Below are 14,709 nucleotides of genomic sequence, written 5' to 3' on the forward strand. Positions count from 1 at the left end.
GGACGGGAGTGAAGGGGGGCAGCTCGCTGCCCCCCTTCACTCCCGTCCCCCGCCAGTACGAACGCCACGACGGCTGGACCCCCGAACGCCAGCGCGGCTTCATCGAGGCGCTGGCCGACACCGGCTCGGTCGAGGCAGCCTGCAAGGCGGTCGATATGAGCCAGGCCGGGGCCTACAACCTGCGCCGCCAGCCCGGCGCCGAGAGCTTCCGCGCCGCATGGACCGCCGCGCTCGACCTCGGCATCGCCCGCGTCGAGGATGTCGTCATGGACCGCGCCCTCAACGGCGTGGAGGAGGACGTCTTCTCCTACGGCAAGCACGTCGGCACCCGCCGCCGCTACAACGACCGGCTGCTGATGTTCATCCTGCGCAACCGCGCGCCCGAGCGTTTCGCGGTCGGCGGCGGGCCGAAGGGCCTCAACGCGATCAGCCAGATGCAGCTCGACCGGCTCAAGAAGCAATGGATCAAGGAATACGAGGCCAGCCAGCCCAACGTCTCGGCCGAGGAGGTTCGCCGCAGCATCGACCGCAAGATCGAGGACATCCGCCGCCGCTTCCAGCACGAAGCCGAGGACCGCTGGGCCGCCCTCAGCGAGGAAACCCGCGCCGCCTGGGCCCACTTCCTGGCCCTGCGCGACCGCGACCTCGACGCGATGAACGCCGACGCCAAGACCCGCGAGCTGCTCGATGCGCCGTGGCACGCAGAGGCCGATCGCTTTGATCCGCCGGAGCGCAAACGCCTCCCCCCGCCGAAGCACCGGGCGGAGGAGGAGGCAAACCGTCACCCGCCCGAGGGCTGGTCCTACGGCAAGCCCAAGCCCGCCCCGCCGCCGCGGACGGAGTGGACAATCAAGGATGAGAGTTTTGATCCGTAGGCGGTGAAGGCGCGCAAGTCCTCCCCTCAAGGGGAGGGGGACCATCCGCAGGATGGTGGAGGGGCGGGCGAGGTTATCTCTGCGCGGCAGAGTCCAAGCTGCAAGCTGGTGCGCGTCAGCGCATCACCGCCCTCGGCCGGCGGGCGGCGTTAACCGACCCGTTCGGAAGCGAAGCTGGCCGAAGGCCACCTCCTGGCCGCGGCTTTGCCGGGGCTGCTTTCACCTTGATGCATACACCCTATGCATATACATTAGTGACATGAACAGCCACACACCTTCACGCCTCAAGGCCCCTAGCGAGCCGCGCAAGCGCACAACCATGACCATCCGACCAGATTACCTCGCCGATGCGAAAAGGCTTGGCATCACGGTTTCCGAAGCCGCCGAACGCGGCCTACGCGATGCGATCCGCGAGGCTGAAGCGGCGCGTTGGCTTGAAGAAAACGGAGATGCGGTCGCGGCGGCCAATGACTGGGTTGAGGCCAACGGCCTGCCACTCGCGGATCATCGCCTGTTCTGATGGCGCGTTTCGATGTTTACGCGTTGAAGCGCGGCGGGGCGCTAGTGGTCGATTGTCAGGCGGATTTGCTGGCGGGGCTAAAAACCCGCTTGGTTGCGCCGCTGATTGCGGAGAGCCAAGCGCCCAAACCTGCGCGCCGACTCAATCCCGTGTTTGAGATTGGCGGAGAGCGTTATGTGTTGATGACGCAGCTTCTCTCGGCGGTTGAAGTGAGCGAATTGGGGGCGAAGGTCGTTGCGCTCGAGAAGGATGGCGATACAGTTCTGAATGCGTTGGATTTTCTGCTTACGGGGGTTTGAACGGCTCGCAATTTCGTATAACGTTGAACCACATGATTGAGTTAAACGCACCGTCATTTTTGGGCGCAGCCACTTCGCTTGCGCGGATCCATCAAATTTTTTCTGGGCTTTCGGCTGCCAATGACGAGAAGTTGATTCCCGAAAGCATTTCTCTGATTTTACCTGCAGTCAGATTGTTTGAGGGTGAAACCCAAGCCATCGGAGCAAGGTTGGCAAGTGTCTCAGCGCATCGCTTTATGGCCTCGTTAGAGCAAAGCCCTTGCGACGTGACCGTCGGAAAAGCGACAATTGCGCTCCACGATATAGAAAGCCGGTTCGCTGATTATCTTAGCGAAATTAAGCTGTTCACATTATCTTCCCAAGAGTCGCCCTTCATGTCACCAGCAGATGATCTGCTTCAAAATTCGGGCTTCTCAATACTGTTCCCTAGCGCATCCTTTGAAGTAGAAGAGGCTGCAAAATGCATTGCATTTGGGCGTTATACAGCCTCGGTTTTTCATGCGATGAGGATGCTTGAGATAGGTATCCGGGCACTGTCAAAGCGACTTGGAATCCCTGATCCCACGAAGCCATCGGAAAAAAACTGGGGGAAGATTCTAACTGCAATCAAGGCACAAATCGATCAACTCTGGCCTACCAATTCGAGACTACCTGGGTCTGAAGGAGTAGCGTTCGAAGGTCTTTATGCGCACCTAGATGCAGTTCGTAATCCGTGGCGCAATTCTACTATGCATGTGGAAACGATTTACGCACCCCACGAGGCACTACACATTATCAGGTGTGCTGCATTCTTTATGACAGCGTTATCGAAGCTAACCGACGAAGATGGGACTCCACCTCACGCAACACCTTCCCTACAGCTGGCAGGACCATGATGTGCTATGAAGCCCACATTATAGCTATGAATCCACCATCAAAATGCCTTGAAAAGTTTTTTACTTCCCACAGTTTCACGCTTCACCAAACCGCGCGCTATAAGTCCGCCCAAGAGTGAATATGTGAGATAGTTCTTTTGCCGACCTGCGAAGTCAGACTCAAGGCCAAGGTCACGAGCAATCTCGCTGTTGATCGCGCCCTCAGGTCGCTCCCTCAAATACTCAAGGATCGCATCCTCAAGTTCGGCGCGACCCTTGGCTGCTTTCTCTCTTGGCTTCATAGCTTTAGCTCCTTTTGGAAGCACCAAAGCAGAAAAGTAAGCCTCGGCAAAGTCGCGTGCATGAAATAGCATTTGGCAAGCTTCGCTTCCGAACAGGCTCCGCTTCGCGCACCCGCCCCCCAGAATGCTCGCCCTTCCTTCTTGCCGCCATTCGCTGCGCGAACCCCAGCGCTAGGCGCAGGGCCTTGTTCTTAACCATCCCCCGCCACCTCTCAGCAACCTTTCACCTCCACCTTCAGCACAACGCATTGAAAGGGTTAGCGATGTTCACACGGTTGCGGGACGACGACGCGGGGGCGACCGCCATTGAATATGGGCTCATCGTCGCGCTCATCGCGATTGCGGCGCTTATCGCGTTTCAGTCGCTCGGGCTGACGCTGTCGGATGTGTTCGATACGATCAGGACGGCGATGGGGAGCACTTTGTAGGGGTGGTTGTTCGGGGGGTCGGCTTAGCTTGCCCCTCCACCACCTTCGGTGGTCCCCCTCCCCTTGAGGGGAGGATTGAAGGTTAGCCGCGGCAAAGCCGCGGCCGTGACGTCGAACGCGCTGGCCTACGGCCACCCGCCGGCCGGAGTTACAGCCTCTCGCTTCTAGCTTGTCGATTGCTGTGCAATCGCCTGCGCTAGGCGCGGGGCCTCACTCCTCACCCATCCGCAGCGCAGCAATGAAAGCTTCCTGAGGAATAGAGACGTTGCCGTATTCTCTCATTCTGGCCTTCCCCTTCTTCTGCTTGTCCAGCAGCTTCTTCTTCCGGGAAATATCCCCGCCGTAACACTTGGCGGTCACGTCCTTGCGCATCGCCGCGATGGTTTCGCGGGCGATCACCTTGCCGCCGATCGCGGCCTGGATCGGGATCTTGAACAGGTGGCGGGGGATCAGGTCCTTGAGGCGCTCGCACATGCCGCGGCCGCGTTCTTCGGCGACGTGGCGGTGGACGATCAGGCTCAGCGCGTCGACCGGCTCGGCGTTGACGAGGATGTTCATCTTCACAAGGTCGCCCTCGCGCGTGCCGATCTGCTCGTAATCGAAGCTGGCATAGCCGCGGCTGATCGACTTCAACCGGTCGTAGAAATCGAACACCACTTCGTTGAGCGGCAGTTCATAGGTCACCTGCGCACGGCCGCCCACATAGGTGAGCTCGGTCTGGATGCCGCGGCGGTCCTGGCACAGTTTCAGGATCGCGCCGAGGTACTCGTCAGGCGTGTAGATCACCGCCTTGATCCACGGCTCCTCGATCACCTCGATCCGGTTGGTATCGGGCCAATCGGCGGGGTTGTGGATGTCGATCACCTTGGCGTCCTCGTATTTCGAGTGGCCGAGGTGGATGCGGTACACCACGGAGGGCGCGGTGGTGATGAGGTCGAGGTCGTATTCGCGGCTGAGGCGTTCCTGGATGATCTCCAGATGGAGCAGGCCGAGGAAGCCGCAGCGGAAGCCGAAACCGAGCGCGGCGGAGCTTTCCATCTCGAAGGAGAAGGAGGCGTCATTGAGGCGCAGCTTGGCGATGCTTTCGCGCAGCTTCTCGAAGTCGGCGGCGTCGACCGGGAACAGGCCGCAGAAGACGACCGGCTGGACTTCCTTGTAGCCCGGCAGCGGGGTGTCGGAGCCGTTCTTGACCGTGGTGATGGTGTCACCGACGCGGGCCTGCTCGACCTCCTTGATCTGGGCGGTGATGAAGCCGATTTCGCCGGGGCCGAGTTCGGCCAGGTCGGTGCGCTTGGGGGTGAAGCAGCCGACGCGGTCGACAAGGTGCTGGGTTCCGCCCTGCATGAAGCGGATGTTGAGCCCCTTGGTGAGCTTGCCGTCGATCACACGCACGAGGATGACGACGCCGAGATAGGGGTCGTACCACGAATCCACGAGGCTGGCGGTGAGCGGCGCGTCGATCTTGCCCTTGGGCGCGGGGATGCGCTGGACGACGGCTTCGAGCACGTCCTCGATCCCGATGCCGGACTTGGCGCTGGTCATGACCGCGTTGGACGCGTCGAGGCCGATGATCTCCTCGATCTCGGCGCGGACCTTCTCGGGTTCGGCGGCGGGGAGGTCGATCTTGTTGATGACGGGGACGATTTCGTGATCGTGCTCGATGGATTGGTAGACGTTGGCGAGGGTTTGGGCCTCGACCCCCTGCGCGGCGTCGACGACCAGCAGCGCGCCCTCGCAGGCGGCGAGGCTGCGGGAAACCTCGTAGGCGAAGTCGACGTGGCCGGGGGTGTCCATCAGGTTGAGCTGATAGGTCTCGCCATCCTTGGCGGTGTAGTTGAGGCGCACGGTCTGCGCCTTGATGGTGATGCCGCGCTCTTTCTCAATGTCCATGTTATCAAGGACTTGCTCGGACATCTCACGCGCGGTGAGGCCTCCGGTGAACTGGATCAGCCGGTCAGCGAGGGTCGACTTGCCATGGTCGATATGCGCGATGATGGAAAAGTTGCGGATTTTGGAGAGGTCAGTCATGAACCCGCGACTTAGCGCCCGGTCAGGCGGTTGTCATTCGCCAAAAACGCAACACCTAGGCTGAAGGTGCGGCATAGCCGAACTTGGGGATCGCGCCGCCCTGATCCATGCCAAGGAACCGGCCCGGTGCCAGCGCCGCGAGCGGGGTTCCGGCAGCGGCGAGGGCATAGGGCGAAACGCGGTTGCGGGTACACAGCCCGCCCGACCCGTCCTCGATCAGCGATTGTTCGAACTCGAGCCCCTGCACATCGCCATTGGCACGGGTCACCGTCGCCACCGCCAGCTGTCCGCCGCCCAGGTCGACCACGAATTGCGTGCCCTTGGGCACGTCGGCCAGTCCCTGGATCAGCGCGCCCGACTTCGAGAGGTTGCGCAGCGTCACCTCATAGGCATAGTCATCATGGATCACCTGGATCTTGCGGAACACCGTCCGGCGCCGCGCACGACGGGTGCGGTCGGTGCCGGGTTCGATCTTCCACGTGCCGCCAGCCATCTCTTCCGCCAGCGAATCTTCGTCGAGCGGCTCGCTGAAAATCGGGCCCTCAAGGTAGCGCACCCCGCCGGCGGTCAAAGCTGCCAAGAGGTCCGCGCTTTCGATGCCGCTCGCGATGGTGTCCATCTGGAGCGCACCGGCCAGCGCCACAATCGCGCGCACCAAACCAAGCTCGCGGCTGTCTTGACGTTCGGCTTCGGCAATCAGCTTCTGGTCGATCTTGATGCTGTCAAACGGCGCGCGGCGCAGATAGGCGAGCGAGGAATAGCCCGAGCCGAACTCGTCAAGCGTCAGGCGGACGCCTAGCTTGAACAGTACGGCGAGCGTGCGGTCGACCACGGCGGCATCGCCGAAGAACACGGCTTCGCTGATTTCGAGCTCAAGCCGCGCGGGGTTTAGTCCGGCGCTGTCGATCGCCTCGCCGATCTGCTCGACGAAGTTATCGGCGAGGAACAGCGCGACCGGCACATTGACCGCCACCCGGACAGTATCGGGCCAGAGGGCCGCGCGCTGGCACGCTGCGGCAATAGCCCACCGCCCGACATCGGGGAGCAAGGCGGAACCTTCCACGATCTGGGCGAACTCTTCCTCGTCGATCACACCGCGCTCGGCATGGGTCCAGCACACATGCGCTTCAAGTGCGCAGACCGATCCGGCGGCGGCTTCGACGATGGGTTCGAAGCGCAGGAACAGCTGCTCTTCGCGCAGAGCGGTTCCCAGGTCCTGTTCCAGACGGCGGCGGAAAATCGTCTCGTTCTCAAGCTCACCGGAGAAGAACCGATATTGCCCGCGCCCGCCATTCTTGGAGGCATAAAGCGCAAGGTCGGCAGCGCGCACGATTTCCTCGCGGCTCACGCCGTCATGCGGAGCAATCGCAATGCCGACCGACGCACCGATGACGCAGCGGCCATCTTCAAGGCTGTAAGGCTGGCGCAGCATGGTGATGATCTTCATCGCCAGATCGCCAAGCACCCCGCGGTCGTCGATATCGGGCAGCATCACCTGGAACTCGTCGCCGCCGAGCCGTCCGATCTCGCATTCGCGGTCGATCGCACGGGTCAGCCGTGCGGCGACCTGCTTGAGCAATTCATCCCCTGCGGCATGACCGAGCGTGTCGTTGACATGCTTGAACCGGTCGAGGTCGATCATCATCACTGCGCAGTTGCGCCGCGCCGCCTTGAACGCGGTCAGCGTGCTTTCGATTTGGTGCGCCATGCGGTGGCGATTGCTGAGGCCCGTGAGCGAATCGTAACGGGCGAGCCGCGCGGTTTCTTCCTCGCGGTGATATTCTTCGGTGATGTCGACGCCGGTGCCACGGAAACCTGCAAAGCGTCCCTCGCCGGTGGTCACCGGTTGGCCGGAAAGGCGCAGTACCGCGCCTTCGGGCCGCCGTGCCGCGTGGACTGCGATGCCGCCAAAGGCCTTGTGCGCGCCGAGCATGAGCGGGAGCGACTTGCCGCGCTGCTCGCGGTCGGCGGCTGTGAAGATGGTGCCGAGGGGTTGGCCCAGCAACTCACCAAGAGGGATATCAAGTCGGGCGGCGATAGCGGCAGACAGATAGGTCAGATGGCCATTCGCATCGCTCGCCCAGAACCAGCCGAGACCCGATTGCTCAAGCTCATCGAGCATGGCGAGACGCTCGCCATCAGACAGCGCCGAAGCGGCAGCCGGGGCGGCAAGACTGCGCGCACTGCGGGGAGCCGCGGCGTTGCGGGACGACAGGAGACCCTTCAGGGACATCGTCTCGGTAAACCTCCAGACCTCAATCCGGTAGCAGCCCGCACGGCCGCCCCCGTTGTTCGCCAAGGAGTAAAGCCCGATGGTTATTTTTCCGCTAACAGCCACCCTTGCGAGAGATGGCTAAGAGGCCGCTAACTTATCCGCGCTGCGCCGCGATGATTACCAGCCGCCAGCGCCAGCGCCTTGGCTGCGTTGCCCCTTCAGCACCGAGTAGGAACCATCGGCCCGGCGGCGCAGGGGCTCGTGGAATTCGACTCCGACGCGATTCTCGCGCGACCAGCGCACCTGCGCAGTCACCGATTTGTCGTCCGAAAATTCGATCCGCATCGGACTTCCTGCGGGCATGTTCCACAGGCCTTCGATCATCGCGCCGCTTTCGGAAATGTTGCGCAGCGTGGCATTGAGGCGGTTGTTGTTGTGGATCACGGTCACCTTGCGCAGCAGGTTCTGGCGCGGCACGCGCGCGCATTGCGGGCCATCAGCCTCGGCTACCAGATTGCCCGAAACCAGTGCGGTCGCCTCTGCGGCATTCATTGGCTTGAAGTAGATGTAGCCCTGAATGTGGCTGCACCCGAGCAGGCGCACCAGTTCCAGCTCGTCGAGCGTTTCAACACCTTCGGCCGTGGTGTCCATATGCAGCGCTTCGGCCAGGGACGTGATCGAGGCGATGATCGCGCCGTTGCGGCTGCCTTCCTCGGTGGCGCCCTGCACAAAGCTGCGGTCGATCTTGATCTTGTCGAACGGCGCCTTCTTGAGATAGCCCAGCGATGAGTAACCGGTCCCGAAATCGTCGAGCGCAAGACGCACTCCGACCCGCTTCAGCGCCTTGAACATGGCATCGGTCCCGGCGCTGTCGTTGAGGAACACGCTTTCGGTGATTTCCAGCTCCAACCGCGATGGGGCGACCCCAGCATGGGCCAGCGCATTGGCGACGATGGTCGGCAGTTCGGGATTGGCGAATTGCAGTGCCGAAACATTGACAGCACAGCGGATCGAGCGGGGCCAGCGGGCGAGATCGGCACAGGCCGTGCGCAGCGCCCATTGGCCCATCCGGTCGATCAGGCCGGCATCTTCGGCGATGGGGACGAATTTCGAAGGGCTGAGCCAGCCGCGCTTGGGGTGGTTCCAGCGCATCAACGCTTCGAAACCGACGATCTTTTCGTCGGCGGCGAAGACCACGGGTTGGTAGTGAAGCTCCAGCTCGCCCTTGGCGATCGCCTCGCGCAGGTCCTGTTCCAGCTCGGCGCGTTCTTCTGCGGCGGCGTGGAGGTCTTCGGCGTAGAAGCGATACACGCCGCGGCCTGCGTCCTTGGCGGCATAAAGCGCAAGGTCGACATTGCGGATCAGCGCATCGCTGGTCGAGCCATGCTCGGGAGCGAGCGCGATCCCGACCGATGCACCGATGACCACGCTCTGGCCGGTGATCGAATAGGGCTGCGACAGCGAGTTGATGATTTCCTGTGCCATGTGCCCGAGTGTTTTGCGGTCCTGGTGGCCGGGGACGATCACCTGGAATTCATCACCGCCAAGACGCCCGCAGCGCCCTGCCCCGCCTATGGCGCGTTCGAGCCGTTGAGCCACCTGCTTGAGCAACGCATCGCCAGCGGGGTGGCCTAGCGTATCGTTGACATGTTTGAAGCGATCGAGATCGAGCATCAGCACCGCGCAGGCCCGCTCACGCCCGCTGGGGGCGGCCAGGATTTGCTCGAGCGCCTGACTCATCTGCACGCGGTTGGCGAGGCCGGTGAGGGAATCGTAGTGAGCGAGGCGCGAGACCTGCTGCTCGCTGCGGCGCTTTTCGGTCAGATCGGTGCCGTGGCCGCGGAAGCCGCAGAAGTTCTTGTAGCTGTCATACACCGGGCGCCCGGCAAGCGCCCACCAGCGTTCGTCGCCGGTGGTGGCGGCGCGCACCTCAACATCGTGGAAAGCGGAACGGGCCGAAAGGTGGAAAGCGAGCGTGCGCTCGGCATCGGCTGCGCTCTGGGTGGGGTCGACGATCTCGCTCAGCGGACGGCCGACAATTTCATCGCTGGACTTGCCGAGCGCCATGGCCGCCTTGGGCGAGATATAGGTGATCAACCCGCGCCGGTCGGTTTCCCAGAACCAGCCTTGCCCGGTCTCCTCGAAACTGCGCAGGATATCTTCGGCGCGCGCTGCGACCCGCTCGCGTGCTTCGCGGGCGAGGCGGCGCTGTTCTGCCGCTTTCCATTCGAGCCGCGCGATCAGCGACAGGGTTATGGCTGCAGCAATCAGGGCGGCATAGGTCAAAAGACCTGGCATGAGCACAGCAAAGCCCGCCCAGCTGGCAATCTTGGCGCAGAACAGCGAGATAATGCGCATGTCGAACAGCGCGGCGGCGGCCGCGTTGACGCAGATCAGCGTTGCGATGGCCCATTGCCACGGCAGGCCCTCGTTCACCCAGCCGGCCAAGGCATAACCCGCCAGCGCCATCGGCAGGACGATGCCCGCCACCACCACCAATGCCCGCGTGGCGAATGACCTATCGCCGCGACGTTCCGTGGCGGCGAACAGCGAGCCACATGCAAACAGCGCCGCCGAAGCCAACGCTGCGCCGACCGTATGGGTCGACGGCAGGCCCTGAAAGGCCACCGCCGAAACGGCATAGGCGGCCAGCAGGAACAGGGTCATGCCCCCGGCTTCGCGCGGCAAAAGGAAGCCTTGCTCGCTGGCAGGCTCGTCGATCGCGTGCTTCAGCCCCCCGATCTTTTCGGTCTGGAGCCGCTCAATCCCGCGACGCTCACCGCGAGCGCGCAGATCGGCACCGTCAATCTCGGCTGTCGCCTTGGCCTTGGCTCTTGCCACCGAACGCAAATCACGATCCCCGCCAACGGGGCGGGGATCAAATGTTGCGAATTTTCGGATCGGATCCCCAGCCATTGCCGCACCCTACCCGATCAGGGTTGAGAAAAGCGTTAATCGGGATGATGAATCCTTTCATCTTTGGGCCTCACCCCCGCGATACGTCCGCGCGCGCCACGCTTGCAACTTGGCAGCCGAGGCGGCATTCTGGACCACAAGGACCGCGTTAACCGATTGCCATGCAGGGCAGCGGACGAGACGGCCTCACAAAGGGGATTCCATGGCACGCAGCGAAGTGAAGCTTGAGAACGAAGCAGCCCAGTCCACCAATGCTCTGGGGCCGCTGGTCGGCCTGGCCCGCGAGGATTTCGTCAGTGCGGTGGCGCTGCTGCTGCGCGAAACGGCCTCTGATCCCTCGCGCTTCGTGCGCCATTCGACCGCGATGGCGCAGGACATGGTCAAGATCATGACCGGCAAGAGCGAACTCGCCCCCGATCCCAAGGACAAGCGGTTCATGGACCCTGCGTGGCAGTACAACCCGTTCTTCCGGGCGGGCGCACAATATTATCTCGCGGTGCAGAAAGGGATGAAGAACTGGCTCGAGGAGCTTGAGCTTGACGAACTGGAGCGCAACCGCGCCAACTTCATCGCCAATATCATCCTTGATGGTCTGGCCCCCACCAATTCGCTGATCGGCAACCCGACCGCGCAAAAGCAGATCATCAACTCGGGCGGCCTGAGCCTGATCAAGGGCCTCCAGAACGCCTACAATGACCTCGTCCACAACAAGGGCATGGTCAGCCAGGTCGACAAGCGCCCGTTCAAGATCGGCGAGAACATCGCCACGTCCAAGGGCAGCGTTGTCTACCGCGACGAGATCATGGAGGTGCTGCAATATGCCCCCACCACCGATGAGGTCTACGAGATCCCGCAGCTGACGATCCCGCCGCAAATCAATAAGATGTACATCAACGACCTGTCGCCGGACAAATCGGTGATCAAATGGCAGCTCGACAACGGCGTGCAGACCTTTGTGATTTCGTGGCGCAATCCGTCCAAGGATCAGGGTCACTGGGGCATGGCCGATTACATCGCCGCCTGCGAAAAGGCGCTGGAGGTGGTCGCCTCGATCACCGGCTCCAAGAAGGTTAACGTGTCCGCCGGCTGTTCGGGCGGACAGACCGCCGCAGTGCTCGCATCGAAGCTTGCCGCGACCGGCAATCCGATCCTCGGCACGCTGACGCTGATGGTGTGCGTGCTCCATCCCAAGCCGACCGATATCGAGGCCGGTTCGCTGGTGAGCGAGAACGGCATGGCACTGGCCCGCCAGCGGGCAAAGAAGGCCGGGATCATCAAGGCTGATGACCTCGCGCGCGGCTTCGCGTGGCTGCGCCCGAACGACCTCATCTGGAACTACGTCATCAACAACTACCTGCTCGGGCAGGACCCGCCGGCGTTCGACGTGTTGTTCTGGAATGCGGACGCGACCAACCTGTCGTCGAGCCTGATGGGCGATTTCCTGACGCTGTTCGAAACCCTCGCCTTCACCAAGCAGGGCGAGGTCGAGATGGCCGGGCACAAGGTCGATCTCAGCAAGGTGACCGCCGATCTGTTCATCCTCGGCGGGGTGACCGATCATATCACGCCGTGGAAGGCGACCTATCGTTCGACCCAGCTGTTCGGTTCCAAGGATGTGACCTACGTGCTCTCGCAGAGCGGCCACATGCAGGCGATCCTCAACCCGCCGGGCAACCCCAAGGCCAAGTATTTCGTGCAGGCCAAGAAGGGCAAGCTCCCCGCGACCGCCGACGAGTGGTTGCAGGGCACCGAAGAAGTCAAGGGCAGCTGGTGGCCGCTGTGGATGGAGTGGGTGCAGGCGCGTTCGGGCAAGAAGAAATCTGCGCCCGCCGCTCTGGGCAATGACACCTATCGTCCGACCGATAAGGCGCCGGGACTCTACGTCATCGAAGAAGTCTGATATTGCACTGCAGCGCTCGACCTCGGGGGACAGGGGTCGAAGCGTGCAAACAGCTTATGGGCGCGCGCGTTTAGGGATCGACGTGCGCGCCCAACCCGCGCCCTTTGCGGCGCTCAGAAAGGACGGGTTTTTGTGGCCAATGCAATGGACGGCGCTGTCGTCACAATGGAACAAGTGGGCGGTCGGACGCTACGGACTGCGGCATGGCGGCTCGATATGCCGTCCGATCACCTGCCGATCCTGTTCTTCAATGGCATCGGCGCCAATATCGAGGCGGTAGCCCCCCTCGCCGCCGCTTTGCCGGAGCGTGGGTTTCTGATGTTCGACATGCCGGGAACCGGCGAATCGCCCGATCCGCTGATCCCCTATAACCCCTTCACCATGAGCTGGACGGCCGCGCAGCTGCTGGCGCGCTATGGCTTGGATCAGGTCGATGTCATGGGCGTGTCATGGGGCGGCGCGATGGCGCAGCACTTTGCGCTCCAGCATCCGGGGCTCACCCGGCGGCTGACACTGATCGCGACCACACCCGGCATGATCATGGTGCCGGGCAATCCCGCCGCCTTCACCAAGATGGCCGATCCGCGCCGCTATATCGACCCTGAATTCATGAACGAACACTTCGCCACGCTTTACGGCGGCGTCGACAAGGACGGGGCCGAGCACCAGAAGGACAGCCATATCGGCCGTCTGAAACCGCCCAGCCCGCGCGGCTATATGTACCAGCTGATGTGCATGATGGGCTGGAGCAGCCTCCCTGCCCTGCCCTTCATGAAGAAGGAAACGCTGATCATGATGGGCGAGGATGACCAGATCGTCCCCGTCATCAACGGCAAGATCCTGAAGGCGATGATCCCCAATTCGCGGCTCCAGACCTTTGCAGGCGGCGGGCATCTGTTCCTGCTGACCCACGCCGATGAAAGCGTGGCTGCGATCCGCGAATTTCTGGATGCGCCCGACACGGCGAAGGAAGCCAGGCGCGCGGCGGCATAGTCGCGCGCGTTTTGCGCCGTGATCAGGAAACGACGACCCCACGCCAGAAGGCGATGCGGTCCTTGATCTCGGCAGCAGCGGATTTTGGTTCGGGATAATACCACGCAGCGTCAGCGTTGGTCGCGCCTCCCACGGTGATGCTGTGGTAATGCGCGGTGCCCTTCCACGGGCAAACCGTGGTCGTGGCGCTGGTGCTCAGAACCGCCGGATCGACCGCGGAGCGCGGGAAATAGTGATTGCCTTCGACCACCACGGTGTCGTCGCTCTCGGCAATCACTGCGCCGTTCCATGTTGCCTTGACCATTTCTCGTTCTCCTTCAGCGCTCCGCACTATGTTCCACTACCCGCCCCGGCTGACCCCGCAAAGTCCTGCCTTCGGCAAACGCCCCGCCTCGGCCAGCGCAGCGGCGGCTTCGCGGGGACGGTCGGTGGCGAGGATGTCGACGCCTTCCTTGCCGAGTTCGGCGTAGCGTTTGTCCATGCCGTAACGATCGATCACCGCATCGATCGAGCGCGGCGGGCGGCCCAAAGTGCCGAAGATCACTTCGATGTTCTGGCCGTCAAGCTCACGGTAAAGTTCAGGGCGCGGCAGGCGGGTGCCGGTGAAGGCCACCATGCGATCCTCCGGGATGCCCGCCGCTTTCAATGCCGCGACATCGCCGGGCGCATCAACCGAGACGGACAGCAACATCTCGGGCGCGGCACGGTGGAGCGCGGCGGCCTGTTCGACCGAATAGGCGATCAGGATCACGCTGCCCGCCATCCCCGCTGCGCGGATTTCTGCCACAACCTTGCCGACATCGGCCGAACGCTTGAAATCGATCTGGAGCACGGTGCGCTCCTTGGCCCATGCCAGCGCCTCGGCCAGCGTGGGGATCGTATAGGGCGTCACCCAACCCCAATTGTCCTTGAGCTTCAACTGGCTGAGCGCGGCCCAATCCTGCGCGGCGGCCTCGCCCTTACCGGTGGTGGTGCGATCAAGCCGGTCATCGTGGAGCAGGAACAGCTGTCCGTCCACGCTCTGCCCCACATCCACCTCCATGATCGCCGGATGCGCAGCGAGCAGCGCGTCCATTGTCGGGATGGCATTTTCCGGCAGGCCCGGAGTCGGCCCGCCGCGATGGGCGGAGATCAGCGTCTGCCCTGCCGCCTCGAAACAGTCGAGCATGGCCGACAGATCGCTCTCCGGCGCCAACCGCCAAGCACCGCTATCCTGCGCGGCGAGCGGCGTCGCCAGCGCGGCCCATCCAACAAGTCCTACAAACCCTGAGCGAATATGCTTGTTCAGACCCATTTTGCTGCCCCTTGGCTTCGCACGCACGTCATAAACTCACGCAGGCACCCCTTGTAGGGGGCCGCGCTTTGCGACATTCTGCGCT

General features: G+C 62.7%; 13 protein-coding genes. 7 read left to right on the forward strand and 6 right to left on the reverse strand.

Going from position 1 to position 14,709, the window contains the following annotated elements:
• From GVM20_RS12480 to GVM20_RS12495, 4 genes are all read left to right on the forward strand, one after another.
• Positions 1-875 (forward strand): hypothetical protein (locus GVM20_RS12480; RefSeq protein ID WP_502706194.1); only part of this gene is annotated, 875 nt, incomplete at its 5' end.
• 259 nt (positions 876-1,134) lie between these two features.
• A complete protein-coding gene (locus GVM20_RS12485) occupies positions 1,135-1,395 on the forward strand; it encodes a type II toxin-antitoxin system CcdA family antitoxin (protein ID WP_160761140.1) in 261 nt (86 codons plus the stop codon).
• Complete coding sequence (locus tag GVM20_RS12490) at positions 1,395-1,694, forward strand: CcdB family protein (RefSeq protein ID WP_166547527.1); 300 nt, start codon at positions 1,395-1,397, stop codon at positions 1,692-1,694. Before GVM20_RS12485 ends, GVM20_RS12490 begins: the two co-directional genes overlap by 1 nt.
• Positions 1,695-1,726: 32 nt before the next feature.
• Positions 1,727-2,569 carry a hypothetical protein gene (locus GVM20_RS12495; protein ID WP_166547528.1) on the forward strand — a complete coding sequence of 281 codons (843 nt, stop codon included), beginning with the start codon at positions 1,727-1,729 and terminating at the stop codon, positions 2,567-2,569.
• 38 nt (positions 2,570-2,607) lie between these two features.
• On the opposite strand, the gene GVM20_RS12500 is transcribed toward GVM20_RS12495, so the two are convergent.
• Complete coding sequence (locus GVM20_RS12500) at positions 2,608-2,922, reverse strand: hypothetical protein (RefSeq protein WP_166547529.1); 315 nt, start codon at positions 2,920-2,922, stop codon at positions 2,608-2,610.
• 191 nt (positions 2,923-3,113) lie between these two features.
• On the opposite strand from GVM20_RS12500, the gene GVM20_RS12505 reads away from it, so the two are divergent.
• Positions 3,114-3,278 carry a Flp family type IVb pilin gene (locus GVM20_RS12505; protein WP_199799596.1) on the forward strand — a complete coding sequence of 55 codons (165 nt, stop codon included), beginning with the start codon at positions 3,114-3,116 and terminating at the stop codon, positions 3,276-3,278.
• Positions 3,279-3,488: 210 nt separating this feature from the next.
• On the opposite strand, the gene lepA is transcribed toward GVM20_RS12505, so the two are convergent.
• The 3 genes from lepA to GVM20_RS12520 form a co-directional block, all read right to left on the reverse strand.
• On the reverse strand, positions 3,489-5,306 hold the full coding sequence (gene lepA / locus GVM20_RS12510; RefSeq protein ID WP_166547530.1) for a translation elongation factor 4: 1,818 nt from the start codon (positions 5,304-5,306) through the stop codon (positions 3,489-3,491).
• A gap of 55 nt (positions 5,307-5,361) precedes the next feature.
• A complete protein-coding gene (locus GVM20_RS12515) occupies positions 5,362-7,539 on the reverse strand; it encodes a putative bifunctional diguanylate cyclase/phosphodiesterase (protein ID WP_234031989.1) in 2,178 nt (725 codons plus the stop codon).
• A gap of 159 nt (positions 7,540-7,698) precedes the next feature.
• Positions 7,699-10,362 (reverse strand): EAL domain-containing protein, encoded by a 2,664-nt coding sequence (locus GVM20_RS12520; protein WP_353653157.1) that lies wholly within the window; start codon positions 10,360-10,362, stop codon positions 7,699-7,701.
• A gap of 277 nt (positions 10,363-10,639) precedes the next feature.
• On the opposite strand from GVM20_RS12520, the gene GVM20_RS12525 reads away from it, so the two are divergent.
• Positions 10,640-12,337 carry a PHA/PHB synthase family protein gene (locus GVM20_RS12525; protein WP_166547531.1) on the forward strand — a complete coding sequence of 566 codons (1,698 nt, stop codon included), beginning with the start codon at positions 10,640-10,642 and terminating at the stop codon, positions 12,335-12,337.
• Between the two features lie 132 nt (positions 12,338-12,469).
• Positions 12,470-13,330: an alpha/beta fold hydrolase gene (locus GVM20_RS12530; RefSeq protein WP_353653158.1), complete on the forward strand. Its 861-nt coding sequence runs from the start codon at positions 12,470-12,472 to the stop codon at positions 13,328-13,330.
• A 22-nt stretch (positions 13,331-13,352) separates the two neighbouring features.
• Here GVM20_RS12530 and GVM20_RS12535 read toward each other — a convergent pair whose 3' ends face one another.
• Together GVM20_RS12535 and GVM20_RS12540 are read right to left on the reverse strand one after the other, a co-directional pair.
• Positions 13,353-13,634, reverse strand: a complete 282-nt coding sequence (locus tag GVM20_RS12535) for a DUF427 domain-containing protein (RefSeq protein WP_166547532.1) — start codon at positions 13,632-13,634, stop codon at positions 13,353-13,355.
• A 36-nt stretch (positions 13,635-13,670) separates the two neighbouring features.
• Positions 13,671-14,624 carry a glycerophosphodiester phosphodiesterase family protein gene (locus GVM20_RS12540; RefSeq protein ID WP_166547533.1) on the reverse strand — a complete coding sequence of 318 codons (954 nt, stop codon included), beginning with the start codon at positions 14,622-14,624 and terminating at the stop codon, positions 13,671-13,673.
• Positions 14,625-14,709: the final 85 nt, after the last annotated feature.

It is taken from the genome of Porphyrobacter sp. SLTP (genome assembly GCF_009905735.1).
Taxonomy (GTDB): Bacteria; Pseudomonadota; Alphaproteobacteria; order Sphingomonadales; family Sphingomonadaceae; genus Erythrobacter.